21 protein-coding genes and 1 pseudogene are annotated in these 25,505 nt (G+C 57.9%); 7 read left to right on the forward strand and 15 right to left on the reverse strand.

Translation table 11 applies throughout. The features are described 5' to 3' along the window. Positions 1 to 115: 115 nt before the first annotated feature. From fliJ to ABIE59_RS02400, 11 genes and pseudogenes are all read right to left on the reverse strand, one after another. The gene (fliJ, locus tag ABIE59_RS02350) at positions 116 to 559 is read right to left on the reverse strand and encodes a flagellar export protein FliJ (RefSeq protein WP_354443882.1); all 444 of its coding nucleotides are present in this window, start codon (positions 557 to 559) and stop codon (positions 116 to 118) included. Further along, entirely contained in the window at positions 559 to 1,950 is a 1,392-nt protein-coding gene (gene fliI, locus ABIE59_RS02355) for a flagellar protein export ATPase FliI (protein ID WP_230714313.1), read from the reverse strand. The genes fliJ and fliI overlap by 1 nt, the downstream gene beginning before the upstream one ends. Then, positions 1,931 to 2,821 carry a flagellar assembly protein FliH gene (locus ABIE59_RS02360; RefSeq protein WP_354443884.1) on the reverse strand — a complete coding sequence of 297 codons (891 nt, stop codon included), beginning with the start codon at positions 2,819 to 2,821 and terminating at the stop codon, positions 1,931 to 1,933. Before ABIE59_RS02360 ends, fliI begins: the two co-directional genes overlap by 20 nt. After that, positions 2,821 to 3,867 carry a flagellar motor switch protein FliG gene (gene fliG / locus ABIE59_RS02365; RefSeq protein ID WP_058090175.1) on the reverse strand — a complete coding sequence of 349 codons (1,047 nt, stop codon included), beginning with the start codon at positions 3,865 to 3,867 and terminating at the stop codon, positions 2,821 to 2,823. The genes ABIE59_RS02360 and fliG overlap by 1 nt, the downstream gene beginning before the upstream one ends. Then, positions 3,860 to 5,562, reverse strand: a pseudogene (gene fliF, locus ABIE59_RS02370) (flagellar basal-body MS-ring/collar protein FliF). The gene fliG and the pseudogene fliF overlap by 8 nt, the downstream one beginning before the upstream one ends. A 15-nt stretch (positions 5,563 to 5,577) precedes the next feature. Beyond that, on the reverse strand, positions 5,578 to 5,946 hold the full coding sequence (gene fliE / locus ABIE59_RS02375) for a flagellar hook-basal body complex protein FliE (protein ID WP_072677674.1): 369 nt from the start codon (positions 5,944 to 5,946) through the stop codon (positions 5,578 to 5,580). Between the two features lie 250 nt (positions 5,947 to 6,196). Continuing rightward, positions 6,197 to 7,654 (reverse strand): sigma-54-dependent transcriptional regulator, encoded by a 1,458-nt coding sequence (locus ABIE59_RS02380; RefSeq protein ID WP_354443887.1) that lies wholly within the window; start codon positions 7,652 to 7,654, stop codon positions 6,197 to 6,199. 25 nt (positions 7,655 to 7,679) lie between these two features. Next, positions 7,680 to 8,918 (reverse strand): sensor histidine kinase, encoded by a 1,239-nt coding sequence (locus ABIE59_RS02385; protein ID WP_354443889.1) that lies wholly within the window; start codon positions 8,916 to 8,918, stop codon positions 7,680 to 7,682. Positions 8,919 to 9,120: 202 nt separating this feature from the next. Beyond that, a complete protein-coding gene (locus ABIE59_RS02390; protein WP_152437749.1) occupies positions 9,121 to 10,569 on the reverse strand; it encodes a sigma-54 dependent transcriptional regulator in 1,449 nt (482 codons plus the stop codon). 70 nt (positions 10,570 to 10,639) lie between these two features. Continuing rightward, complete coding sequence (locus ABIE59_RS02395) at positions 10,640 to 10,969, reverse strand: SOS cell division inhibitor (protein WP_354443891.1); 330 nt, start codon at positions 10,967 to 10,969, stop codon at positions 10,640 to 10,642. Between the two features lie 90 nt (positions 10,970 to 11,059). Beyond that, complete coding sequence (locus ABIE59_RS02400) at positions 11,060 to 12,418, reverse strand: DUF1329 domain-containing protein (protein ID WP_354443893.1); 1,359 nt, start codon at positions 12,416 to 12,418, stop codon at positions 11,060 to 11,062. Between the two features lie 222 nt (positions 12,419 to 12,640). Here ABIE59_RS02400 and ABIE59_RS02405 point away from each other — a divergent pair, with 222 nt between their 5' ends. Both ABIE59_RS02405 and ABIE59_RS02410 read left to right on the forward strand, forming a co-directional pair. Further along, positions 12,641 to 13,123 (forward strand): DUF6586 family protein, encoded by a 483-nt coding sequence (locus ABIE59_RS02405; protein WP_354443895.1) that lies wholly within the window; start codon positions 12,641 to 12,643, stop codon positions 13,121 to 13,123. A 61-nt stretch (positions 13,124 to 13,184) separates the two neighbouring features. After that, positions 13,185 to 13,445 carry a hypothetical protein gene (locus ABIE59_RS02410; RefSeq protein ID WP_354443897.1) on the forward strand — a complete coding sequence of 87 codons (261 nt, stop codon included), beginning with the start codon at positions 13,185 to 13,187 and terminating at the stop codon, positions 13,443 to 13,445. Positions 13,446 to 13,451: 6 nt separating this feature from the next. Here ABIE59_RS02410 and ABIE59_RS02415 read toward each other — a convergent pair whose 3' ends face one another. Both ABIE59_RS02415 and lexA read right to left on the reverse strand, forming a co-directional pair. Continuing rightward, positions 13,452 to 13,943 (reverse strand): cell division inhibitor SulA, encoded by a 492-nt coding sequence (locus tag ABIE59_RS02415; protein ID WP_354443899.1) that lies wholly within the window; start codon positions 13,941 to 13,943, stop codon positions 13,452 to 13,454. Positions 13,944 to 13,976: 33 nt separating this feature from the next. After that, entirely contained in the window at positions 13,977 to 14,585 is a 609-nt protein-coding gene (gene lexA, locus ABIE59_RS02420; protein ID WP_354443901.1) for a transcriptional repressor LexA, read from the reverse strand. Positions 14,586 to 14,752: 167 nt separating this feature from the next. On the opposite strand from lexA, the gene ABIE59_RS02425 reads away from it, so the two are divergent. Genes ABIE59_RS02425 through ABIE59_RS02435 form a run of 3 tightly spaced genes read left to right on the forward strand, consistent with a single transcriptional unit; the run spans position 14,753 to position 17,179 of the window. Then, complete coding sequence (locus ABIE59_RS02425; protein ID WP_354443903.1) at positions 14,753 to 15,754, forward strand: amidoligase family protein; 1,002 nt, start codon at positions 14,753 to 14,755, stop codon at positions 15,752 to 15,754. Beyond that, positions 15,747 to 16,490 carry a gamma-glutamyl-gamma-aminobutyrate hydrolase family protein gene (locus ABIE59_RS02430; protein ID WP_354443905.1) on the forward strand — a complete coding sequence of 248 codons (744 nt, stop codon included), beginning with the start codon at positions 15,747 to 15,749 and terminating at the stop codon, positions 16,488 to 16,490. The genes ABIE59_RS02425 and ABIE59_RS02430 overlap by 8 nt, the downstream gene beginning before the upstream one ends. 2 nt (positions 16,491 to 16,492) lie before the next feature. After that, positions 16,493 to 17,179 (forward strand): SIMPL domain-containing protein, encoded by a 687-nt coding sequence (locus ABIE59_RS02435; RefSeq protein WP_354443907.1) that lies wholly within the window; start codon positions 16,493 to 16,495, stop codon positions 17,177 to 17,179. Positions 17,180 to 17,189: 10 nt separating this feature from the next. Here the strand turns inward: ABIE59_RS02435 and ABIE59_RS02440 are convergent, their stop codons facing one another. Together ABIE59_RS02440 and ABIE59_RS02445 are read right to left on the reverse strand one after the other, a co-directional pair. Beyond that, positions 17,190 to 20,969: a translocation/assembly module TamB domain-containing protein gene (locus ABIE59_RS02440; protein ID WP_354443909.1), complete on the reverse strand. Its 3,780-nt coding sequence runs from the start codon at positions 20,967 to 20,969 to the stop codon at positions 17,190 to 17,192. After that, the gene (locus ABIE59_RS02445; RefSeq protein WP_354443911.1) at positions 20,966 to 22,714 is read right to left on the reverse strand and encodes an autotransporter assembly complex protein TamA; all 1,749 of its coding nucleotides are present in this window, start codon (positions 22,712 to 22,714) and stop codon (positions 20,966 to 20,968) included. Before ABIE59_RS02445 ends, ABIE59_RS02440 begins: the two co-directional genes overlap by 4 nt. Before the next feature lie 217 nt (positions 22,715 to 22,931). Between ABIE59_RS02445 and ABIE59_RS02450 the strand changes: the two genes are divergently transcribed. Together ABIE59_RS02450 and ABIE59_RS02455 are read left to right on the forward strand one after the other, a co-directional pair. Continuing rightward, positions 22,932 to 24,236, forward strand: coding sequence for an acyl-CoA dehydrogenase family protein (locus tag ABIE59_RS02450; RefSeq protein WP_354443913.1), 1,305 nt, complete (start codon positions 22,932 to 22,934; stop codon positions 24,234 to 24,236). A gap of 17 nt (positions 24,237 to 24,253) precedes the next feature. Beyond that, on the forward strand, positions 24,254 to 25,462 hold the full coding sequence (locus tag ABIE59_RS02455; protein WP_354443916.1) for an acyl-CoA dehydrogenase family protein: 1,209 nt from the start codon (positions 24,254 to 24,256) through the stop codon (positions 25,460 to 25,462). The last annotated feature ends 43 nt before the right edge of the window (positions 25,463 to 25,505 follow it).

Genomic DNA, 25,505 nt, shown 5'->3' on the forward strand with positions numbered 1-25,505 from the left:
CTGTGTTCAACGATCATGGCAGTTCTCCCCGTTCAGCATGTACCGTATCTGGGTAAGCATAGCCAAGTTAGCGAAAAATGCATCTGACATTACTGATTGAGATCAACCCGGCATGTCATCGGTTTCGGCGGGTGAAGGCGCGGCCAGCGGCTTCATCCGCCAACTTCTGATCCTTCATGTCCTGGTCCCTCTGTTCCTGTTGGCGGCAGGATTCAATGTACTTTTCCATACCCCGACGCCTCTCCCAGGCCTGCTGCCACTCTTTGCGGCGAACCTCGAACACCTGCTCGGCCTGCTGCAACTGGCGGTTCTGCTGGGCAATCACCTGATCGAGCTGGGCAATAAAGGCTTGCCAGGCCTGCAAGCGAGCCACGGGCACCACCCCCTGCTGGTTGGCACGGATCTGGTCACGGTATTCCTGCTGATAGCGTTCCAGGTTTTCCACCTGTTCCCGATGCGCTTCAGCCAGCTTGCGGGCCTCACCCATGCGCTCGAGAGCTTCCTGCTCCTTACGTTCTTCCAGGGCGAGTACCGGTTCCAGCCGCTTCGAGCGTAACATTAACCTTCACCACGCTCAGCGGCGGGGTTATGAACGGCCGTCTTGCGCCGTTCTGGCGAGCGGCGCTCCGGAACCACCTCCAGCAACTGTTCTATGCTCTCGCTCAAGGGGGCGGACTCGTTCAGCCCCTGTTGCAGGAATTGCCGCATATTACCGATGTGCTGAATTGCAAAGTCAGTTTCAGGGTCAGAGCCCTTGACATAAGCACCCACACTGATCAGATCCCGAGCCTGCTGGTAACGGGAATACACCTGTTTGAACCGCTGGGCGCGGGAGAAATGTTCGGCTTCGGTAACCTGAGGCATGACCCGGCTGATAGACGCTTCCACATCGATGGCCGGGTAATGGCCCTCTTCGGCCAACCGGCGGGACAACACAATATGGCCATCCAGAATCGCCCGGGCAGCATCGGCAATCGGATCCTGCTGGTCATCGCCTTCTGTAAGAACGGTATAAAAGGCGGTGATGGAGCCACCACCTGGCCGTCCGTTGCCGGTCCGTTCAACCAACTGTGGCAATTTTGCGAAGACCGAGGGCGGATAGCCTTTTGTGGCGGGCGGTTCCCCCACAGCCAGGGCGATCTCACGCTGGGCCTGGGCATAACGGGTAAGCGAATCCATCAACAGCAGCACCCGCTTCCCCTGATCACGATAGTACTCGGCAATACGGGTGGTCAGCATGGCGGCCCGCAGCCGCATCAGCGGCGAATCATCCGCCGGGGCAGCCACCACAACCGAGCGGGCCAGACCTTCCTCGCCCAGAATGTCTTCGATGAACTCCTTGACCTCCCGACCCCGCTCACCAATCAGGCCAACCACGGTGATATCGGCGTCGGTAAACCGGGTCATCATGCCAAGCAGCATACTTTTACCCACACCGCTGCCGGCGAACAGCCCCAGCCGCTGGCCCTGGCCCACAGTCAGCAAGGCGTTGATCGCCCGGATACCCACGTCCATGGACTGCCGAACCGGAGCCCGGTTCAGTGGGTTAATGATGTCTCCTGTAAGCTGGACCCTGGCCTCAGCCTGCAAAGGCCCTTTGCCATCCAACGGATCGCCAGCACCGTTCACTACCCGCCCAAGCATTTGCGGGCCCACCGGCACCAGGCTGGCCGACGACAGCGGAATCACCCGGGCGCCGGGTTTCAAGCCCTCGATGGCCGTCAGCGGCATCAGGTAAACCTTGTCTTCCTCGAAGCCAACCACTTCTGCTTCCACACTGCCGCTGCTTTCGCCCTGAATGATGCAACGATCACCCACGACCATCGGGCAGCCAACACACTCGAGGGTCAGACCCACCATGCGGGTCAATCGACCAGACAATTCCGGTTCGGGTTCAGCAACAATGGCGCCCTGAAGCTGGCGCAGGCGTTCAGCCAGGCGGTAGGTCATCGTCCTCGCCCTGCTCTGGTGCGGCATTCGGCAAATCAGTCTCGGGACTGGTCATGTCCGATTCGCTCAGGACGTCCCGATGAAAATCGCTCCGGTCCGCCATGATTGAACCCAGCTCTTCATCTTCGGCGCCGGCGTGATCACTCAACTGCTCCTCAAGCATGCCCTGTACCGCCCGCTGAAAGCGTTTCTCAACGGTGTAGTCCACCAGACTGTGGCGGGACTCTACTTTACATCCGCCAGGCATCAGGGTGTCGTCTTCGATGATTGAGGGACTGACTTCCAACCGTTCGGCCACTTCGCGAACCGGCTCAAGATCATCCGGGTGAATATGTATTCGGAGGTTATCGGCGGTGGAAGGCAAGGCCGCAAGGGCTTTACGGACCACCTGGCGAATCTGGGAAGAATCCAGGCTCAGCTCCCGGTAAACCACCGCCCTGGCCAGCACGGTGGTCAAATTGACCAATACAGATTCCAGTTCTTCCTCATGGCGCTGGATCGGCAACACCAGTTCGCCCAGCAAATGCTCCAGGCGATCAACCCGGGATTCCATTTCCTTTCGAGTCGCTTCTTCGGCCTGCTGCTGGCCCTGTTCCCGGCCCTCTGCTTCGCCGGCCTGAAGCCCCTGCTGGTGCCCCTCGGCACGGCCTTTCTCAAAGCCTTCCTGGTAGCCTGCCTCCCGGCCTTCCTGAAAGCCGTCTTCCCTGGCGGCCTGACGAATCTCTTCAAGATCCGCCGCTGTCAGCGGTTTGACTTCCTGCTCCTGAACCACCTGGTTACCCCGTTCATCAAGCAGGGGAAGTTCCCACCGTTCCCAGGCGGTCAGCTGTTCTTTCGGAATGCGCTTGGTGTCCTGGTCTGAATCTTTCATCACATCATTTCTTCACCGGCACCACCGAGGGAAATCTCACCGGCTTCCGCCATCCGGCGTGCCACGGTAATGATGTCTTTCTGGGCGGCTTCCACCTCGCTGACTTTCACCGGACCCTTCGCTTCCAGATCGTCCTGCAGAAGTTCAGCGGCACGCTTCGACATATTCTTGAAGATCTTGTCCTTGACCGCATCATCAGCGCCCTTAAGGGCAACCACCAGCACTTCGGAAGATACTTCCCGGAGCAGCGCCTGAATGCCGCGGTCGTCCACTTCCTTGAGGTTGTCGAAGACAAACATCAGGTCTTCAATGGTTGAGGCCAGATCCGGGTCCATGTCCTTGATGGAGTCCATCAGGTTACCTTCAATGCCACGGTCCATGAAGTTCATGATATCCGCCGCCCGTTTGACACCGCCAATCCGACTGGTCTGGGCTGCGGAACCGCCAGAGAACTGTTTTTCGAGAATGTCGTTGAGCTCCTGCAGGGCCTGGGGCTGGATGCTTTCCAGAGAGGCTACCCGCATCATGACATCAAGCCGGACTTTTTCATCCAGGGTTGCCAGAATTTCGGCGGCCTGGTCGGGATCAAGGTAGGAAATGACGATGGCCTGAATCTGGGGGTGTTCGTAACGGATAATATCGCCAACGGCCCGTGGCTCCATCCATTTCAGGGTATCCAGGCCCGTGGTGTTGCCGCCCACCAGAATCCGGTCAATCAAACTGGCGGCTTTGTCATCGCCCAGGGCCTGGGTCAGCATGGCCCGGATGTAATCGTCATTACCAACCCCGAGCCCGGTCTGGCCGCCCACGGCTTCGACAAACTGGTTCAACACAAAGGTGACGTCGTCTTTACTGATATCCCTCATCTGGGCCATGGCAACGCCCACACGCTGTACTTCTTTCGGGCCCATGTGTTTGAGCACCTCGGCGGCATCTGCCTCGCCCAGGGACATCAACAGGATGGCCGCCTGCTCGACACGCGGAATCTTGCGCTGCTGTTTTCTGGGGGTGTTATCCCCCTGGAACTGAGCGTTCTCTTCAGTCATCGACATTCACCCACTGGCGCATGACCTGAGCAACCCTGGCCGGGTCTTCCGCAATCAGGCCTTTGAGAGCATTCAATTGCCTATCATAACTGTCTGTGGCACCCGGCAAAAGCAGATCATCCTGGGCTGACATGGCGTCTCTGAGCGCATCGCCGCCCTCGATTCCATCCAAGCCACCGTAACCACCACCGTCAGATTCATCACTGCGCTCTTTGGTTCCCGCGCCAGAAAGGCTCTTGAGCGTGGGCCGTAGCAAGCCTAACACCAGAATCAGAATCACCAGGCCGGCCAGAACCTGCTTCATCAGGTCCCAGAACCAGGGCTGCTCCCAGAATCCCGGCGTGTCAAACTCCACCGATTCTTCCGGCGAAAACGCCGTGTTCATAACCGTCACACTGTCGCCTCGGGCGGCCGAGTAACCGACCGCGTCCCGCACCAGCATACTCAGGCGCTGAAGTTCCGATTCCGGCCAGGGCTCATAGGTAACCTGCCCGGTTTCCGGGTTCACCACCTTCATGTCATCCACTGCCAGGGCAACGGTTACCCGCTTGATACCGCCCAACTGCTGACGTGTATAGCTGACGGTGCGGTCCAGTTCATAGTTTCGGGTGGATTCACGACGCACATTCACCGGAGGTGCCGCGGGAGCACCATCACCTTCCTGGCCCGCTGCCTGTTCGGGCACGGTTGCATTGCCCGGGGGCTGGTTGCTCAAGGCGCCCGGAATGCCACTGTTCGCACCGGCACCGCGTTGTTCACTCAGCTCACGTTCGCTGCGCACCGCCTGCTGTTCCGGGTTATACAGTTCTTCCGCCCGCTCCACGGCGGAGAAATCGAGATCTGCGGTGACTTCCGTACGGAAGCGTCCATTGCCGACAATCGGGGCGATCATTGACGCCACCCGGCGCGAAAGACGGTCTTCAACCCGCGCCGTATACTCGTACTGGTCTTTCATCTGGTCGGCATTAGCCCGGATTTCGTCCCCGGTCAGCAGATTGCCGTTCTGATCCACCACCGTGACCTGTTCCCGGCTCATCATCGGCACGCTGCCGGCGACCAGGTTAACAATGGCGCGGATCTGTTCCTGTTCAGGCCGGCGACCGGCAAACACTTCGAGGAACACCGACGCCGTTGGCTCTCGGGCATCCCGGATAAACACCGAACGCTCGGGAATGGCCAGGTGTACCCGGGCATTGCGCACACCACGCATGGTGGCGATGGTGCGGGCCAGCTCACCCTCGAGACCACGGCGATAGCTGATGGTTTCCATGAACTGGGAGGTACCCAGACCCCGGTCCTGATCCAGCAACTCGTAACCGATGGTACGCCGATCGGTCACCCCTTCGGCGGCCAGTTTCAGGCGGGCGTTATGAACTTCATTAGAAGGAACCAGGAGCGCGCCAGTGCGCGGATCCATCCGGTACTTGATGCCATTGCTGTCCAGAATGGTCGTGACATCCTGTGGGTTGTAAGCAGAGAGATCCCCCACAACCGGCTGGTAGTGGGCTCCTGGGCCCAAAGCACCACGGCAACCCCTAGCGCAACACTGGCCGCCAGGCCGACCATCAGGCCAACCTGTCGTAACAGATTCAGGCGGTTGAAGCCCAGCAGAAGGTTGCTGCGGCTTTCAGGTGCATCCGCGTCCTGGGTTGCCGGCACGTCAGTGGCAGTGGTTTGTGCTGGTACGCTTGCCATGCTGGTGCTCCGTTATCAGATCGGCATATTCATGATGTCTTCGTATGCTCGTACCACCCGGTTACGCACCTGGGTGAGCGCCTCGAAAGACACACTGGATTTCTGGGCGGCAATCATCACTCGGGTGATATCGACATTGGGGTCACCCATGTCGTAGGCCGTGCGCAGGTCGTTGGCCTGCTTCTGGGCATCATTCACACTGTTGACCGCATTGCCCAGCATATCGCTGAAACTGGGAATTTCCCGGGGTTCCTGAACGTTGCGCGGGCCGTCAACACGGCCACGAACCGATTGATCCTGTTCAATACGCTGGTTCTGCATCATCTGGGAACGCAGGGAACGGATATCTGACAGAACACTGTTGATGTCGGCACGCTGAACCATATTTCTCTCCACGCTAACCAGGCTAAGCCCTCGGGCTTCACTTGTTCGTTACATGGATAGGGCTAAGCAAATGACAGGCCAGAAACACTTTATCGTTTCAATTCAATAGATTGAGGAGCTTTAATGTCAGAGAGGGTTAATCAGTGACGGACATTTGACGAAGACAGGTAGCAAGGACAGGCGTATAAAAAACGGCACCCCGTAGGGTGCCCGAAGGAGTATAGGTCTAGACAACAAACAAAAACGGCTTTCAGGCCAACGCAAGTTCGGACTCAAGGTCGATCCCGGCATCGCGCATCTGGGCCAGTTTGTAGCGGAGCGTTCTGGGGCTGATACCCAGCTGCTCTGCGGCCCGATTGCGACGACCTCGTTCTTTCTTGAGCGTCTGGATAATGATACGGAACTCCTGCTGTCGCAGATCATCCCCCAGCGAACCGGCCTCGTGAAGCTCTTCACTAAGCGGTTCCGGTGCCGACTCCATCGGAACGGACTGGAGGGGTTCGGGCTCTGACGGCTGGTGATTAATCTGTGGTGCGACACTGTGCAAACCCGGTGAGCCGAAATCGGCCCGGCCAGTGATCCCCAGCTCCAGGCACAAATCGCCCTCGTGAATCACATTGCCCTGCTGCAGCACCAGTGCCCGCTGAATGGCATTATCAAGCTCGCGAACATTACCGGGCCAGCGGTGGCTGATCAGTGCCTTGCGCGCATCCTCCGCCAGGGCAATACCGGTTAGCTTCATTTTCCGACAGTGCTTCTTGAGCAGGAACTTGGCCAGCGGCAGTATATCCAGCGGCCGCTCCCTCAGAGGCTGCCAGTGCATGGGAAATACGGTCAGGCGGTAATACAGGTCTTCACGGAACTTGCCCTCACGGACGTAATCCGCCAGGTCGCGGTTGGTGGTTGCCACGACACGAACATCCAACGGGATGGTCTTTCGTCCTCCTACCCGCTCCACTTCACGCTCCTGCAACACCCGTAGGAGTTTAGACTGCAAGCCAAGCTCCATTTCGGAAATTTCGTCCAGCAGGATGGTGCCGCCATTGGCCTGCTCAAACTTACCCGGGGACGACGCCACCGCACCGGTGAAGGCCCCTTTTTCATGACCAAACAGTATGGCCTCAAGCATGTTCTCGGGAATAGCGGCACAGTTAATCGCCACAAAGGGCTGATCTGCCCGGGGCGACTGCTGGTGAATATAGCGGGCCAGCACTTCTTTACCGGTGCCACTCTCGCCAGAGATCATGACCGTGGAATCGCTGCCGGCAACTTTCGCCGCCAACTGGAACATGCGTTTGCTGATCGGATCTTCCGCCACCGGTTCGTCACCGGATTTTGGTTTCGCGCCACCCACCACCTTGGTGACCGCCTCCACCAGAACCTGGGGCTCGAAGGGTTTGACCAGATAATCAATGGCTCCGGACTGCATGGCAGACACCGCGTGGCTGATCTGGCCATAGGCAGTAATCAGCATCATCGGTAGCCCGGGATAATGGCGCTGCACTTCCGCCAGCAGTTCGTGACCAGACATTCCCGGCATGTTGACGTCGCTGACCACCATATCGACGGGGTCGCGAGCCAGGGCGGCAAGCGCCTCCTGGCCGCTGGCAGCTTCCCGCACCCGGAACTTGGCCAGCTCCAGGGTGGTGACCAGCGCCTCCCGCAGGTCCCTGTCATCCTCAACAATCAGAATCTGGGCCTTAGCCATGGTATCTGCCTCCAACGTCTATTCGTTATGCTCTGTCGGCCAGGGTCGGCAGCTGCAGTGTAGCCACTGCGCCGCCCTGCTCCGGCGAGAAAATAGAAAAGCGGCCGTTATGGGCCTTGACCACCGCCTGCACCACGGCCAGGCCTAGACCGGTGCCGTGAGACTTGGTGGTGTAAAATGCTTCGGTGATCCTGCCGGACTGCTCTTTCGAAAAGCCCGGGCCATTGTCCAGCACCCGTATCTCCATACCTTCAGCGGACGACGCCAGTTGAACTTGCACGTCGGTGGCACCGGCTTCCAGGCTGTTGTTCACCAGGTTCATGCAGGCGCCGACCAGGGCATCGCGGTTACACATCAATCGGCACTGGTCATCTACCCGGCTGTCCAGTGTCACATCAATACCACTGGCGGGTTTCAGACCCTCAACGGCCGCGGACAGGGAGGCCACCAGTTTGCCGGCCGACAACTCCTCCGCCAGGCGGGTTTCGCCACGGGCGAAAATCAGCATGTCCCGCACCTGCTGCTCCAGGTGAGTCAACCTCGACATCAGTCGTGAAGCACACCGCTGACGCAGCTCTTCGTCCAGGTCCGGCTGGCTCAGGTGACCGCCGTATAAAATGGCGGCAGACAACGGAGTGCGGATCTGGTGGGCCAGAGACGCCACCATCCGGCCCATGGCAGACAGGCGCTGGGCATGGGCCAATTGTGACTGCAGCTGCCGGGTCTCGGTCAGGTCGGTTAACAGAATCAACTGGCCGGGCTGGTTTTCCATGGTCCGGATTTCAATGCTGACGCGCCGGCCATCTTTGAGTGACACTTCGTGCCCATCATCACTTCGGGGCGAAAAACAGCGCTGGATAACGTCTACCCAACGTTCGCCATCCAGTGGCTCACCCAGCAAGGAAATGGCCGCCGGATTGCACTGACTGACCACGCCCTGCTGATCCAGCACCACCACGCCGGCAGGCAGAGCGTTGAGCAGGGTCGACAAGCGGTCGGCCAACTGTTCTTTTTCTTCAAGCTCCTGCTGACGCTGAAGCGTCTCGTGGGAAAGCTCACCGGAGAGCTGGTTTACACGGGATTCCAGGGTTCGGTAGGAGTCGGTAATCTGTCGGGACATGCGATTGAACAATTCAAGCGCGGAATCCACGGCTTCATCACCCTGTTGAGGAAACAGAGCGGTGACCTTGTCATTAACATCAGCAGCGGCATTGGCACCTGACTTCTGGTGACCGGATTCCATGGCAACGCGTGCGTGACTCATAACCTTCCCCCTGACGGGCCCCGACCGGGCCAACGGATCTTTCGTTCAGGTTCGGTAAAGCCAACACCATGCCAACTTGATTTTTTTGATATTTTTTAGATGGTTATAAAAACGAGGAAAAGTAAATCGACAAGTTTCCGTCGGTCAGAACGACGAACGACGCCAGAGGTTACAAACCTTTGACGCCGTTCGGAGGCAGCCATCAACCTTCGTCTGACTCTTCCCGAAGGCCATATTTGCGGACTTTCTCCACCAGGGTGGTACGGCGAATTCTGAGCTTCTCGGCCGCCCGCGCCACTACGCCGGCAGCTTCATCAAGCGCCTGCTGAATAAGCTGCTTCTCCAGATTGGAGAGGTAGTCCTTGAGATCGATACCATTCACCGGTAACAGGGCCGGCGCATCCAGGCCCACCAGCCCGGGAATGGCCGATGGCATGCCGGTGTCCTCCACTGGGCGGTTCTCGTCATAGTCGTCCACGTAGCGAAACTTCTTGGGCAACTCCTGCACACCAATCACCCCGTAGGGATGCATGATGGCCAAGCGCTCAACCAGGTTGGCCAGCTCCCGCACATTGCCGGGCCAGTCATGGCGACACAGACTCATAATGGCAGCGGAGTTCATCCGCAGTGAGCCGCGCTTCTCTTTCTCCATCCGGGAGATCAGCTCATTAATCAGCAACGGGATGTCTTCCACCCGTTCTCGCAGCGCCGGCATTTCAATGGGAAATACATTGAGACGGTAATAGAGGTCTTCCCGGAAATCGCCGGATTCAATCATGTCTTCGAGATTCTTGTGAGTGGCGGCAATCACCCGCACATCCGCAGACTGGGTACGGTTACTGCCCACACGCTCAAAGGTACGCTCCTGCAACACCCGCAGAATTTTAACCTGCATGTTCAGCGGCATATCCCCGATTTCGTCCAGGAACAGGGTGCCCCCTTCGGCCAACTCAAAACGCCCTACCCGGGCGGTAATGGCGCCGGTAAAGGCTCCTTTCTCATGCCCGAACAGCTCGCTCTCCAGCAACTCTGCGGGAATGGCGCCGCAGTTGACCGGCACAAACGGCTTATCCCGGCGGGAGGAATGATAATGCAGGTTACGGGCGACCACTTCCTTGCCGGTACCGGATTCACCGGTGATCAGAACGCTGACGTCTTTATCAGCCACCTGCTCCATCAACTGGCGCACCTGCTGAACCTTGCGACTGGTGCCCACCAGACTGCGGAACAACTGAACACCCCGCTGCTGCCCCCGCTCCTTGCTGCGACTGAACTGGTCGTGGTAAATCTGGGCCCGGTAGAGTGAATCCACAAACTTGGTGTAGTTCAGGGGCCATTCCATCCTGGCGATTATGCGGTTCGCATCGTCTTCCGACACGCCCTTGAGGTCCGGGTCACCCACCAGAAGAATCGGCAGCCCCTGGGCCAGTTTGCACACCCTCTGCACATGCGCGGTGCTGGCGGCGTCTTCGCCGTTGATCACGGCTACGCCGATACTTTCTTTGGTCTGCTCGTCGTCGCTCTCCAAAAGCGCCAATGCTTCGTCACCGGCCAGCACCTGCTCTTCGCCGACAAATTCCAGAATGGTGATCAGGTCCCTGCGCCTGGAGTCATCCTCACTCAGCACCAGCACTTTGTTATTTTTGGACATTCACGAGAATCTCTTTGGGAATTTGTGCGGTATTTAAGACTGTATAAGCTCAGGAGTCAATTTTATGACGCTATCTTTGGCGGTTTGTTGAAACGTTCTGATAAGCACGGGCCGCCGTACGGTTTTCATTGACGCCCTTGAGCGATTCCCGGGCTTCATCCCGGGCCTTGACTGCGGCCTGGTTTGCCGCTTCCACGAACTGATTCAAAGCGTCCAGGCGGTCCCTGATCAGGGCCGCATCAATGCGCCCCTGTTCCAGCGCCACCATTAACGGTTCAATTGCGGGTTTAACGCGGGCATTCAGTTCCGCAAGTTGCTCCCAGTCCTGGGCAGCGAGGGCCTGGTCCAGCTCGGACCGGAGTTGATCAAGGCTTTCAAGAAGAGCCTGGGGGTCTGCCATACGGCGTACTCCTCGGTTTAACGAAATGTCAGAGCCTGGCAGCCGGTTAAGGCGGGCTGCTACCCATGCACAGGCAGCACCCCGCGGAAGTTACCTGCGTGCGGCCCGGCGGGCGGCGGCGGCGGTAAATTCGTTACCACGATACCCAGGCTCAAAATTGTAAGCTGAGTAGCCGTTGTCCAAGCCATCGATATAGTAACGCTGTGCTTTCAGATCATACGTCATTTCCATGGTGGTCCAGAAGACCGGCACACTGTAATAGACAATGTTGTGTGCTTCGGATACGCGCCAGAGTTCACCAGCCTCGTTATATTCTTCCGTGGCCAGAATCTGCCAGCTGTCCTCATCAATGTAGTAAACACGGCGATCATAGATGTGGCTGATGCCGGTGCGTCGCTTGGCCTCGACCACCCACACCCGGTGAAGCTCATATCGGGTCAGGTCCTGATTGATGTGGTTCGGCCGGATCACGTCATTTGGCCGAACACTTTCATCGTGCAGTTTGTAGGCGTTGTAGGGAACGATCAGTTCACGCTTGCCTTTAAGTTCCCAGTCGTACTGGTTGGGGGCACCGTTGTACATGTCCTTCTGGTCGACTGAACGCAGAGACGAAGAGTTCGGCAGGTCCGTCTCATAGGCCAGATTCGGGGACCGGCGCAAACGGCGGGAACCGGAATCGTAACGCCATGCCAGCCGCGGTGAGCGAACCTGGTCAAGGGTTTCATGCACCAGGGTAATGGTGCCAGCCAGGCTGGACGGCGCGACGGTTTCGGTTTTCAGGTAGAAAATCTTGTTATCGATGTCTTCCAGCTCAGCGCCGGGGCGACTGTATGCAAAGAAATAATCGTACTGGTTGACGACAGGGTTGAATGAGCCGTCCCGCTGCGGCGTAGCCGATGCACTGCGGAACGACAGTTCCTCACCCCGGTACCGGAGAATATGGTTCCAGATCGCTTCCAGACCGTTCTGTGGAATGGGGAACGGACTGGTCATGATGGTGTCTCGAACACCGTTACCGTTATCCAGGAGTTCAGCTGTCAGAGCGTTCTGGTAAAACTTCTCGTAGACATGCTCGGGGAACGCTGCTGTTCGGCGGGTCTGGTACACCGGCATGAAAAATTCCGGGCCATACTGCTCCAACATCTGAATGTGGCCGTCCGACAGTATGTCCCGGTACTGGTCCAGATTGTCACGGGTAATAACGTACAGCGCTTCGTCTTCCGGGAACGGATTAATCTCTACGGTGCCTTCGCGCCAATTGGTCGGGGGTGAAGTCAACCCGCCAGTCCACGCCGGAATAGTGCCAGACTCGTTACCCGCCCGTTCTGCACCCACTGGTGTGAGATCATTCTTCAAACGCTCGGCCTCGGCCGGCGACACCTTTGCCAAGACAGGACCTGAACACCCCAATACCGCCGCTGCAATAGCAGCAATTATCCGGTTCCGCATCCTCATTACCTCCAATAATGGACCACAAGACGATCAAAGCTTGTTCAATCTGTGCGCCTTTTTGCCAGTTTCAAACGACCGTTTCAAGTGATTGTTTGTAGTTTCTTGTGAAATGCAGCTATTCCGGGGAGCCCAGGGGAGGAGAAATTAGCGCGCAAAAATGATAGACTCTGACGGTTGTTCTTATTGGACTCTTGAACGCTCACGTAGTGCGGGTGGTAGATGGCATCACAATGGTACTCACTGGTAGCCCAAAAGCTTTTTCTGGCCAACACCTTACTCGCCAGGCTTGAGTCGGACACCAAGCGCTCCGCTGCGGAAACGGAAGCGCTGTCTCAGGGCTCCGCCGAGCTCCTGCTGCGGGCAAGGCAAACGCTGCTGGTCATGATTGCCCGATACCATCAGCATAAAGCCGAAAAACCACAGACACTGACGGAACTGGAAGCGCTGTTTCCTTACGAGGTACACGAGACCCGGCTTTTAAGAGAACTGGCGGAGACATCAGGAAGCTGGTGGAACCATCTTGACCAGGTTGAATCAGCTTTGAGCCAGCCTCCGACCACACGCAAGAATGTTACGGAAGAGAATATCATTGCGGTTTCCGTCGAACAGGGCCCGGACCGTTCCGCCGCAACACTCAGAAAGACTCTGGCGGCCATGACTGAACTGGCCAAACGGCTTGAGGAACAACACAGCGAGTGGTAGCCCCACCCTGTTGGCTAAATTCCCGCACCGAATCGAATACACCAAGACAAAGGTTGAACGAATGTCACCATCGTTTTTTGAAATCGTACAACTTGCCAATGGCGACTACGCCTTGCGCCGCATTGATGACGACGCAGCGCCGTTGGTGCGCATTTCCTTCTCGCAGGAGGCCAGGGAAATGATGGAAGACCGCGACATGAGCGTAGCCAAGGCCATGATCGCGGCTGGAATTGAGGCCGCTGGCAACATCGCCCACGACATCGACTGGGACGATGACGACAACGATCTGACCGAATCCCAGCCTCAGTACACCCTCCACTAATCCACTTTACCGATGACGCAGCACCACACCGTGGCTGCTTCCTTGCGCTGAAGCCTTTTGAAGGGACTCAAAGGCTGACCGTCCGAGCTTGTTAGTCCAAAGCACCACCGCATGACAGGTACCGGCGCTCAACGCACGCTCTGCCAGTTGTTGGGCGGAATAATCGTTTGTTGACCGCAATACCAGCAACTCACTGGCGACAATGCCGTGCATCTTCTGCCACTTTCCAACCAGGGACTGTGGCGGATCAATCAGGGCCAACCAGCGCTTTTCCTGATTTAGCTGGGTAAGCATGGGCAACAGCAACTGGACGTTCTCTACCTGACCTTCCGGAAGAATAATTTCTGTCACGTTACCGCCAAAATCCCTGGTACCCGGACTGACTTCCGACGACGAGTAAACAGCCTCAGCCCGCGTTTTTCCTGTAGACACCGCGCGGGCCGGGATAACGGCCGCCGGCTGGAATGCCATGTTCTGAGTGAAGCTCAACTGTTCCATTACTCACCTACCTGCATTACGCGTGTCTGATGGTTAGTGCAGATCTGATCGACGGATCACACCGACGCCGAGACCCTCAATAAACAACTCCTGTTCCGTCAGATCTATTTCGATGGGCGCAAATTCTTCATTTTCTGCGATCAGCCATACTTTGGAGCCCTCGCGACGAAACCGTTTTACTGTCACTTCCTCGCCCACGCGCGCCACAACAACCTGGCCATTGTGCACATCCTGAGTGCTGTGAACGGCCAGCAGATCGCCGTCCAGAATGCCTATATCCTTCATGCTCATACCTCGAACGCGCAGCAAATAGTCTGCAGAGGGCGAGAAGAAATCAGGCAGTAATGAACAGTGATCTTCAATATGTTCCTGAGCGAGGATTGGGCTACCCGCAGCCACCTGGCCTATCACCGGCAACCCCGGGTCCGGCTCAACTTCCGGCAGTCGAATTCCACGACTTGCACCGGGCACCATCTCGATGGCGCCCTTCCGGGCCAGTGCACGCAAATGTTCTTCGGCAGCATTCGCTGACCTGAAGCCAAGCTCGGCGGCAATTTCTGCCCGGGTTGGCGGGTATCCGGTTTCATCAACATACCGCCGGATAATATCCAGCACCTGGGACTGTCTTGCGGTCAGCTTCATGCAGTTACTCCGATCAAAACTTCCTGGTTTTATATACAGTGATTTGACTATATACAGTGTTTTATCCAGTGTAAAGCCTTAAGGTTATTTTTATGTCAGGTGTCCAGAGCCTGCAAATCCCTGTGTTAAGGTAAAACTCCGACCGCCGAAAAGGATGCCAATAGCCCATGAACTCGAACGATCGGTGCAAGATGCCGGAACAACTACGCAATCATCAGGGTGACGAGAGAAAGGTCGGTGTTGAGATCGAACTCTCGGGGCTTAGCTACGATGAGCTGGTTGACCATGCCTCCCGTTTACTCGAAGGTATACCCGAGCTCGCCTCCCGCTATGTAACAAAACTCGAGACAAAAGCTGGCACCTTCACTATTGAGCTGGACTCCGATCCGATCAAAGACCTGGACCTGGATGACGAACGGCTGCCTCAGTCCATCCGTGATCTGAGCAACCATGCCATGGACGTCATCGACTTTGCCGCAGAAAGAATTGTTCCTCTCGAGATCGTCGGGCCACCGCTGGCTTTTACCCGGGTAGAGCTCATTGAACACCTGGTTGATGAGCTCAGGGAACTGGGGGCTGAAGGCAGCCGGGAGGCCATCTATTTTGCCTTTGGACTGCAACTCAATCCCGAGCTCCCGGACCTGGAGCCGTCCACCATCGTCAGATACCTGCAAGCCTTTGCTGCCCTGTATGACTGGCTCAAATCCCGGCATCAGCTCGACATAAGCCGTAAATTCACCACCTATATCGAGCCCTGGAGCAGCCGTTACACGGACAAGCTGATGGCAGAAGACTATGCGCCCGACCAGGCCTCGTTAATGAAAGACTACCTGCACTTCAACCCGACCCGAAACAAAGCCCTGGACCTTTTACCGCTGTTTGCACACCTGGATTCAGAGCTTCTTAGTGACTATGTAAACGATCCGCGCATCAAAAGCCGGCCAACACTTCACTACCGGTTACCGGATTGCGACATCGACAACCCCCGGTGGCATTTTTCTACGGTCTGGAATGACTGGGTGGTGCTGGAGCAGATCGCAAACAACCCGGAGCATCTGAAGGAACTCAGGGAACTGTTTCGTAAGGCGCAGACATTCAGCTTTCGCAACCTCACCCACTCCTGGCGTGAGACCACAGACCATTGGCTGAAACAGCACGGTTATGTCTGACCATTCAGAGGCACCCGAATCTCCCGGTATTACCATTGGCATCAGCGGCCCGGCCCGGCGCAGTACTGCCCACAGACTGATCCATCTGGGCCTGCGGCTGCATGGTGCCCACACACACTACATTCGCCCCGGATCGCATACGGATGTCTCCCTGCTCGATGGCCTTGTGCTTTCTGGCGGCACTCACGTGCACCCGAGCCGTTATGGCCAACAGCCACAAGTGACTGCAAGATACGATCTGAAGCGCGACGAAACCGACTTCAAACTGCTCCAGCAAGCCGAGGAAATAGACATTCCAGTGCTGGGCATATGCCGAGGCGCCCAGTTTATCAACGTCTTCCATGGCGGGTCTTTGTGCCAGAACGTAACTCCGCTGCGAATAAAAACCCGCCACCGCCCACTGCTGTTACCCCTTCAAACGGTGCAGCTGGTTGAGGATAGCCGGATAGGCGGGCTGATGCACAGCACCCTGATTGGCGCGAATCGTATTCACAGCCAGGCCATAAAACAGTTGGGCCGAAACCTCAGGGTAACGGCACTGGATAATGACCTGTTCGTACAGGCCATCGAAAATACCGGGCAACAGTGGTTGATGGGCGTTCAATGGCATCCGGAATACCTGCTGTATCACACCGGCCACCGGCGGATTTTCAGCCACTTTGTGCATGCCGCCCGGGCTCGGAAACTGGAGCGGCTGCAAAGCCAAGATATGGCCTTTGGCCAACAAGGAGACTGATCATGAAAAAATACACCAAAGCACTGGCCGCAACGGTGTTCGTGGCTTCATTGGCACCACTGGCCGTTTCCGCCGGCGAAGTGAGCCTGAGTGGCGAGGGCAGTGTTCGCTACGCGCCCGATAGTGCCCGCCTGCAATTTACCGCCAGTGCCGAACACAATTTGCCGGAACGGGCGTCCGAGCGGCTCACGGAAACCATGGAGCAATGGCGCAAGGCCATTGGGGATATGCGGGATCAACTTTCGGACTATTCAGATGCCAACGTTAACCTTTACACCCGAATGCTTCCGGTTCAGGAACGCGGGCAAACCCCTGAGCGAATGGCGGTGGCAAGCCAGACCGTCAGCTTTTCCATCAAGAATCTCGAGCTACTGAACCCGCTGCTGGAACAGGCTCATAAGGTTGGCCTGCAATACCATCTGAGCGAACACCAGTTCTTCCATTCAGACGAGGAGCGCCTGCAACGCCAAGCACTCGCCAGGGCCATTGCGGATGCCCGCAGCCGGTGTGCCTTCGTGGCGGAACAGTTGGGCAAAACCTGTGGCGAGGTGAAAACCATCAACATCAATGGCGGGCACCGCCCGATGCCAATGATGATGTCTGAAGCGAGAACCGCCAGCGACACCGTTTCCAGCATCGCCCCCCGGGAAATCCAGGCCAGCGTCAACGCCACCTTTCATCTGGATTGAAAGTGGTCAATCAGAAATCCCGGGTATAGAAGATATCCAGAGAGGCAGCCAGGCCACTGGCCGCCTCCAGATAGAAATATCGACCCAGATCATAACGCAATGCGACGGTGGTGATCGGCTCGAATATCCCGACGCCGTACCTCAGGCTCAGTTCATCGGTAATGTATCCGCTGGCCACAACCGAGGCCTCATCCCCGGAACCCGCGGTTTCCAGGGTGAGGTTGCGAATACCCAACTCGTCACCAATCCCCTGGGTTAGACGGCTTGCCTGGGTCAACCCCAGCGACAGTGCCGCCTGGGCCATCTGGCCATCGTCGCCACGGCCCTGTGGCGGGCGGCCAAGAATGATGTACGACAGCGCATCACTCTGGGGCATGGAAGGTTCGGAGAACACCTCGGTTTCAGGAGCGTTTACCGGCCCACTGAGCCGAATGCCGGCAACAACCGTGTCCACCCTGCGCACTGCTTCAATGTCCAGATAAGGTTCTGTCAGGGCACCAACAAACAGAATTCGTGCGCGCCGAAGTTCCAGATCCTGCCCAAACGCCTGATACTGACCATTCACTAACTGAAGGGCACCACGGGTATCCATATCGTTACCGATCCGCAGGGTACCTTCGAGATTGCCGGTCACACCGAAGGCATTGAACGTCACCTGGTCTTCGCCGACCACCACGGTCACGTCCATCACCATACGCCGGATGGTCGGCTCCTCGGTTTCAACTCCAACAATCACCTCATCTTCGGAGATAGAAACCGCTGACTCCGGAAGCCCCTTGATCTCGATCTCACCACGGGGCACTTCCACCCGTCCCGATACCGAGAGTTCACCACTGCGGAAAGCAATGGTGAGGTCTGGCCCCACTTCAACCCGGGCATAGGGTTCGAAATTCACCGGCAGCCTGTCGCCAACAATCGACAGCTCAATCTCCGGTTCCTGCTGCCAATTGATCATCCCCGAAAGCTGCCCGCTACTGCGGTCATTACTGTTCCAGCGGCCACTGATATCGGCGGAGTCCCCCAGGAACTCGAGCACCAGAACCACGTCGTTCAGGGGCAGTGGCAAGCCTGGATCGTAAAAACGACCATTCGTGAGGGCCAGCTCGCCATGAATCATGGGGCTCAACAATGGGCCGGTAATTTCCCCCTGGCCATTAACCTGACCACCAATCTCTTCCACCCCGGCAAACGCCGAAGCAAAAGCCAGATCCAGTGAACTCAAGCTGAAACGGCCCTGTACCGGTCGCTCTTCGGCCATCGGGTCCACCGCCAGCTCGGCATTAAAATCGCCCAGCTCCGGCCCCCGAAGGGCAACCGACAACTCAGCTATGCTGGGCTGAAGACGGGCATCGACGGTCAGGCGCTCATAACTCAGGGTCTCCCAGTCATCCAGCACCAGAAACTCAAAGGTTCCCTCGCCGGCATCGAGTGTGATTCTGCCATCCGGCCCTGCGTCGGTCAGTGAAAGATCCACGTCGGCATTCAGGTGGGCGCTCCATCGGAAGGTATCAGGCAGCAGCGGCGCAAGGGCCGTCGTCGGAAACTGACGAATCTGGAAGGCGATGTCAGCATCCGGCAATAATTGTTGGTCTTCAGCGCATACCGAACTCTCCTGCCAGCGCCAGCAGTGAGCACCGAGGCTCAGACTACCTGCTTCGGTATAGGCAATGCCCGCCGGTGCCTCCAACTGCCATGTCTGGCCCGGGCCGGGTATGTCGATTTCACCACGGTTCAGGGCACCCTGCCAGGCATCAAGGCTCTCACCCAGGGCGCCGGCGAATACGGCAAGCAGGGTCGCCTCACTGTGGCTGGCATTGACTGTTAGCTGATGCTCATCCCGGGTACCTTCAAGGCGAAGGGATACGCTCTCCAGCTGTTGGTCGGCAGCACGAATCTCATTGATCTCCAGCGCTGCATCCAGCACACCGCCTTTGGCCAGACTGGCATCAAGATCCACGGCCTCAATCTGCAACAGATCCTGCCAGCTCAATCCGCGGCCAACCAGGACAAGCTCGGCGGTGGGATCATCCACGGTGCCGGCAAACTGCAGGCTGGCTTCCAGTTCACCAGCCAGACCTTCGGCAAACATCGCCGGCTCAGGCAACAGGATGGACAAGTCACCTGCCAGTTGGCTGCCGTAACGACCCTGCCCTTCTACACGGTTCTCACCCACGACAAGCACAAGATCATCTACTTGCCATTCGCGACCGTCACTGGCTAACTGGCCTCGGGCGCGAGCATCGTTCCCCTGCCATCGTCCACGCAGATTCCAGTCCGCAGACATTCGGGGTAACGCGTCGTCCTGAAGCTGGCCTTCACTGTTTACGTTGCCGTCCAGCCGGGCCTCAAGCATGGGTACCCAGTACCCTGGATTAAACTGGTCCAGAACCAGGGCCGCCTTCCAGGCCAACTGGGAAGAAAAATCGAGCTGGGCTTCACCGGAGAGTGAACCCGCTCCGGTCGTCATATCGAGTTGGGTGATACGGACAGCCTGAGTGTCGCCATCAAGGCGGGCCTTCAGCTCGGCATCCCCAAGGGGGCCGGCAACCTGGGCATTAAGATCCGCCTGGTAGCGGTCATTCTGGTAACTGGCCCGACCTTCCAGACGGTTGAGCGAAACCGGAGGCTCATCCAGTCCCTGCAGCAGGCTATACCAGGGGAAGCGGTCCAGGGATAGCCCTACATCAGCAGCGAGGCCATCAGTCCAAGAGGCTTCGCCCTTTACCTCCAGAGTCCCGGGTTGTGCTCCGCCCTCCCGGTCCGGGGCCGTCATGGACAACACCAGATCTGTCACCTTTTCTGTGGTGACCAATCCTTGGATAGACGTCTGGATATCACCCTCGGTACCTGGCAGTAGCGCCTGGGTGCGGGTCCTGAAACCGTCAGCCAGGGAACCGTCAAGGGATAATCGCCAGTTCTTCAGGGCCAGGGTGTCCGGTAGATCGTGATGGGCAAGAAAACGCTCAGATTCGAGCCTGACAGACGCCGGCAACCGGCGATCCAGCGGCTGTAATTGGCCCTGAAGGTCGGCATTCAGATAGCCACTACTGGAACCCCGTAACCGCAAATCCCTGACGCTGCCACCAAGGTTAACCGCTATCTGCCAGTCGTCTCCGGATGGCGGTGGCAAAGACACGTCGACATCAATATCCAGGGGCCAATCCCGCCTCATGTCCGCCCGACCGCTCGCCGATACCCGTATGTCATCCAGCTGATAGAGCACGTGTTCCAGCTCCAGGCTGGAACCGGACGCTCGGGATTTCAGCTCGAACCGGTCCCAGATAGCTCCGTCATTAACCGTCAGCGGCCCCAGGGCAATATCCCCGATCACGACCGCCAGTGGCAGGTTGATCCTGGGAAGGCTTATATCACCGGAACTTTCCTCGTCAGATTCAGAGGGCTGCAGAGTCACAGCAATCCGGTCTGCCTTGAGGGTATCGAGGCATACCGTTTTTTCGAACAGACAGGTTGGAGACCAATCTACTTCCGGAGCCTCAACCACCACACCCACGCCATAGCCGTGCCATTCAAGGCGGTCGGCCTGCCATTGGCCAAGCAGGGAGCCCCTGTCAGCCTCCGTCTGCAATCCAGGAATCTGATCAATGGTCCAGGCCGTTCCCTTCTCGGTATGCAAGGCCAGTAAAATCAGCCCCACGATGACCAACGGCAGTAAAAGCAACAATGCCACAACCAATAACAGCCAGAACCACCAACGACGGCGCAGTGGCTTTTTATGTTTCTTCGGCTGATGTTCAGCCTGCTCTGATGGCTCCGGTGGATGATCGGTCACAGCTCAGGCCCCATGGAAAAGTGAATACGCCAGCCGCCGCCAAACTCCTCGTCCAGCCCTTTCGCCAGATCCAGACGAAGCGGCCCTACAGGGCTCACCCAGCGAATGCCCATGCCCGCGCCAGTCGCCAGCCGATCAAACACATCGTTCACTGCATTGCCCTGATCCACGAACGCCGCCACCCGCCAGTTCCGGACGAACTCGTACTGATATTCGACACCACCGACCAGTTGAAAACGGCCACCGACCGCTACACCGTTGTCATCACGGGGCGACAGGGTTTCGTAGCCATAGCCCCGGACACTCTGGTCACCACCGGCAAAGAAGCGCAATGAGGGTGGTACATCAGAAAAATTGTTGGTCGCTACGCCACCAAAGTTAAAACGGGTCAGGAACCGGTGATTATCAGCCAGGGTATACAGCCCCCTGGCCAGCACGTTCACGTGCAGGATGTCCGCGTCGGAAATAATGGCCCGGTGGGCACCAGTCACATCAAACTGCAGTCGATAGCCCCGGGACGGATCCAAGGGTGAATTGGCCTGGAGTTTGGAGTAACTGATCCCCGGCAGCAACAGGCTTGAGTTGCCCCGCTCCTCTTCGCCAATTTTAAAGCGCTCGCCCTCCCATCTAATCGACAGCACCTGCATCCAGCCAGTATCCAGCCGATGCCGCCATTGCTGCCCCAGCGTCAGCCGTTCGGATTCCACGTCTTCGATATGCTCTCGCTGGTAGCCTGCCCCCAGCCGGATGGAGTCCGACATTGGCGGGTCCAGCGGTAGCTCATACCAACCGCTGACATTCTGGCGCACCTCTGAGAGCTCCGTATCCGCCCCGCGGCGGTGCCCCATGGGATTGGTGTAGTGCTCCCTCCAGTTACCCCGCACGCGGGGACCAACGTCCGTCGAAAAACCAACACCCGCGCCGACCGAACGAGGCGGCCTGGGAGTAAGGCCGATATCAATCGGTATAACACCGTCTTCGGCCCGGTTCGGCGAGGCATCGATATCCACGCCGGAAAAATAGCCGCTGTTGGAGAGATCGCTGTTGAGCTTTGCCACTTCATCGGCATGGAAAGGGGTGCCCGGCTCAAAGGTCACAAACCGATCCAACAGGTCTTCGTCAAAGCCATGGCCCTCCAGGAAAGTGACCGCCCCCAGGCGGTACCGATCCCCGGTACGGTAGTGCAAAGTAATATCAGCGTGGTTTTCGGACGGATCCACCTCCAGCCGGCGGGTTACAAACTCCCCGTCAAAATAGCCAAGACGCCTGGCCCGGTTCTGGATGGCCTGCCTCAAGGTATTGTAACGGCCGTGGTGGAGCACATCTCCCTCAGCCGGCTCCGGGGGGATCTGATCAACCAGCGACGGGTCTTCGCTGCCCGGTCCCTCAATCTGCACTGACCTGGAACGAATGCGCACAGGCTCCCCCGGCACGACCGTCAACACCAGTTCGGCGAGCCCCTCAGCCGTTTCGGTGACTTCGAATGTGATCACCGGATTGTAGTAACCCAGGGCCCGAATGGCCTGTTCCACCTGGGCTATCGCGGTAGATGCGTAGCGGCGCAGGCCATCGGCAGAGCGCCCTTCAACCTCACCCACAAAAATTCTGGCGTTGTCTCTCAAGTCACTGTGATTACCCTCGACTTCGACCCTGACCTGACTGGCATGACCGGCAGACGCGCTCAGCAATATAGCCAGCCCGGTCAGCTTCAGGATTCTCTGTATGTGGTATCGGGGTAACAGCATTCGGTGTTTGGGTTTCCCACCTGGATGATTGACGAATCCCTTAGACAGGGGGTGAGTTTACCGATAGCAGATGCGCCGTTCCACGCCTGGCGCGCCAAAATCACAATTGACCACAATGCCAGAACGGAATGCCGGGGCTGCCAATGGCCATTGTGACCTCCGGGGCCATGCTCGGTTCCATGTGGCGTGATCAATCAGACAACCCCAGGAGTTCAGCGTGACCAGAGATCCCATCGGACTTGCACTGTCGATCATGAACCGGATATCCGGCAACCCCCTGCTGGATCGACTGGGTTTGAGATCTCCCCTTGAGCGCACGGCATACCGGGGCACGCGGACCGGTTTCAGAACCATTGCACTGGCTGGTCGGGAGTTTAACCGTGTCCGCAACTGGTTACCCCGGAAACGCCTGCCACCTGCAACTCCCGGCGACCTGTTTGATCTTGGTCTGGATGATGACCAGCAAATGATTGTAGACAGCCTGAAACGCCTGGCCCGGGATGCCCTGAGGCCCGGGGCCCAGGAGGCTGACGAACAGGGCCGATTACCTGAATCCGTCAAACAACAGGCCGCAGCCCTTGGCCTGCCCATGTATGCGGTGCCCGGCGAATTCGGCGGAGTGGCCGAACAACAGTCGCCGGTGACCAGCGTACTGATTGCCGAGCAGTTGGCCTGGGGCGATATGGCACTGGCACTCAGACTGCTGGCACCGTTCAGTGTAGCCCAGGCGATCAGCTGCTGGGGCAGCGGCGAGCAACAATCCCGTTATCTGCCAGCCTTCTGCGAGGAGACACCACCGGTAGCCAGCCTGGCCATTGATGAATCAACACCGCTGTTTGACCCGATGCTACCTTCCACCACGGCTACCGAAACCGCCCAGGGGTACCTGATCACCGGTGAAAAATCGTTTGTGATTGCAGGTGCCGAGTGCGAACTGCTACTGGTCTCCGCCAACCTCAACGGCTCCCCCAGGATATTCATTATCGAAACCGCCGGCCGAAATCTGGCGATGGCGGATACCCCGGGTATGGGGCTGCGCGCAACGGAAGCCACGTCTGTCCGCTTCGACAATCTGGAAGTGCCGGCAGACGCACTGCTCGGCGATGACGACTTCTGTTTTAAGAGCTTCATAGACAGAGCCGCGCTGATGCGCTGCGGCCTGGCCATCGGAGCAGCACAGGCCGTTCTGGATTATGTCATTCCCTACTGCAACGACCGCCGGGCATTTGGCGAACCGATCAGCCACCGGCAATCCGTGGCGTTCATGATCAGCAATATGGCCATTGAGACCGACAGTATGCGCATGCTTACGTGGCGAGCCGCCAGCCGGGCCGAAACCGGCCGAAGCTACCACCGGGAAAGCTGCCTGGCCCGACTGCTGTGCAATGAGAAAAGCATGGAGATCGGAACCAACGGCGTCCAACTGCTCGGCGGCCACGGCTTTGTCAAAGAGCACCCGGTCGAGCGCTGGTACCGGGATCTTCGCTCCACCGCCACTCACCATGGCGGCGTTCACGCCTGACACCAGGGATATTTGCTATGAACCTAGACATTCCTCGAAAGTTTGCACCCATTGTTCATCAGGCCCAGCAGGTGGCCCGAGAGGTTTTCAGGCCGATTTCACGGCGCTACGACCGCGCCGAGCATGCCTATCCCAGGGAGTTGGATATGTTTGCATCCATCATGGACGGCATGAACGATGGCGCTGAGGATGGTGGTGCCGGGGCTGGCCGCCTGGCGAGATCCGCCGGAGACACCGGCACCGGCAACCGGAATGGCACCAACATGAAAACCGTTCTGGGTCTCACAGAACTCTGCTGGGGCGATGTTGGCCTTGCTCTGTCTATCCCTCGCCAGGGCCTGGGAAACTCAGCGATCGCCGCCGTTGCCAACGAGCAACAGCTTCAGCGTTTTGGCAATACCTGGGCGGCCATGGCCATCACCGAACCCGGAGCAGGATCCGATTCCGCCGCCATTCAGACCACTGCCACGGAAGACGGCGACCACTACATTATTAACGGGGAAAAAATCTACGTGACCGCCGGAGACAGGGCCAATGCCGTTGTGGTCTGGGCCACCCTCGACAAATCCCTGGGCCGGGCTGCGATCAAATCCTTCGTGGTTGAAAAAGGCACACCCGGAATGACGGTTGAGCGACTGGAGAAGAAGCTAGGCATCCGCGCGTCAGACACCGCTGCCATCCGCTTCGACAATTGCCGGGTTCCAAAAGAAAACCTGCTGGGTGATCCCGAGTTCAGCGTGGACAAGGGCTTTGCAGGCGCCATGCAGACCTTTGACAACACCCGCCCGGTGGTCGCCGGCATGGCCATCGGAGTGGCCAGGGCAGCCCTTGAGCGCACCCGGGAAATTCTGACAACGGCGGGTCTGGACCTGGCGTACCAGCAGCAAAGCTGGACAACCACTGCCGCCGTGCGGGAACTGCATTTGCTGGAAGCGGAACTGGAAGCCGCCAGACTGCTAACGCTCAGAGCCGCCTGGATGGCCGACAACGGTCAGCCCAACTCCAAAGAAGCCTCCATGGCAAAAGCCAAGGCAGGCCGGGTGGGCAACCAGATCACGCTTCGCTGCGTGGAGCTGTGTGCATCGCTGGGGTACCAGGAAACGGAACTGCTCGAAAAATGGGCAAGGGACTCGAAAATCCTCGACATATTCGAGGGCACGCAGCAGATTCAGCTACTGATCATTGCCCGACGATTACTCGGAAAGTCGTCCTCTGAGTTGAAATAAGCTAACCTGTCAGGGACTTATATTACCTCCCTGACCAATGACA

The organism is Marinobacter sp. MBR-99 (assembly GCF_040547575.1).
Lineage (GTDB): Bacteria > Pseudomonadota > Gammaproteobacteria > Pseudomonadales > Oleiphilaceae > Marinobacter.

Coding starts and splice junctions, on each gene's coding strand:
- fliE (WP_072677674.1), bottom strand. CDS start 5,946: ATGGTTCAGCGTGCCGACATCAACAGTGTTCTGTCAGATATCCGTTCC.
- ABIE59_RS02435 (WP_354443907.1), top strand. CDS start 16,493: ATGAAAAAATACACCAAAGCACTGGCCGCAACGGTGTTCGTGGCTTCA.
- ABIE59_RS02395 (WP_354443891.1), bottom strand. CDS start 10,969: ATGGCAGACCCCCAGGCTCTTCTTGAAAGCCTTGATCAACTCCGGTCC.
- ABIE59_RS02400 (WP_354443893.1), bottom strand. CDS start 12,418: ATGCGGAACCGGATAATTGCTGCTATTGCAGCGGCGGTATTGGGGTGT.
- ABIE59_RS02380 (WP_354443887.1), bottom strand. CDS start 7,654: ATGGCTAAGGCCCAGATTCTGATTGTTGAGGATGACAGGGACCTGCGG.
- ABIE59_RS02410 (WP_354443897.1), top strand. CDS start 13,185: ATGTCACCATCGTTTTTTGAAATCGTACAACTTGCCAATGGCGACTAC.
- ABIE59_RS02415 (WP_354443899.1), bottom strand. CDS start 13,943: ATGGAACAGTTGAGCTTCACTCAGAACATGGCATTCCAGCCGGCGGCC.
- ABIE59_RS02425 (WP_354443903.1), top strand. CDS start 14,753: ATGAACTCGAACGATCGGTGCAAGATGCCGGAACAACTACGCAATCAT.
- ABIE59_RS02430 (WP_354443905.1), top strand. CDS start 15,747: ATGTCTGACCATTCAGAGGCACCCGAATCTCCCGGTATTACCATTGGC.
- fliJ (WP_354443882.1), bottom strand. CDS start 559: ATGTTACGCTCGAAGCGGCTGGAACCGGTACTCGCCCTGGAAGAACGT.
- fliI (WP_230714313.1), bottom strand. CDS start 1,950: ATGACCTACCGCCTGGCTGAACGCCTGCGCCAGCTTCAGGGCGCCATT.
- ABIE59_RS02360 (WP_354443884.1), bottom strand. CDS start 2,821: ATGAAAGATTCAGACCAGGACACCAAGCGCATTCCGAAAGAACAGCTG.
- lexA (WP_354443901.1), bottom strand. CDS start 14,585: ATGAAGCTGACCGCAAGACAGTCCCAGGTGCTGGATATTATCCGGCGG.
- ABIE59_RS02385 (WP_354443889.1), bottom strand. CDS start 8,918: ATGAGTCACGCACGCGTTGCCATGGAATCCGGTCACCAGAAGTCAGGT.
- ABIE59_RS02405 (WP_354443895.1), top strand. CDS start 12,641: ATGGCATCACAATGGTACTCACTGGTAGCCCAAAAGCTTTTTCTGGCC.
- ABIE59_RS02390 (WP_152437749.1), bottom strand. CDS start 10,569: ATGTCCAAAAATAACAAAGTGCTGGTGCTGAGTGAGGATGACTCCAGG.
- fliG (WP_058090175.1), bottom strand. CDS start 3,867: ATGACTGAAGAGAACGCTCAGTTCCAGGGGGATAACACCCCCAGAAAA.
- ABIE59_RS02455 (WP_354443916.1), top strand. CDS start 24,254: ATGAACCTAGACATTCCTCGAAAGTTTGCACCCATTGTTCATCAGGCC.
- ABIE59_RS02445 (WP_354443911.1), bottom strand. CDS start 22,714: ATGCTGTTACCCCGATACCACATACAGAGAATCCTGAAGCTGACCGGG.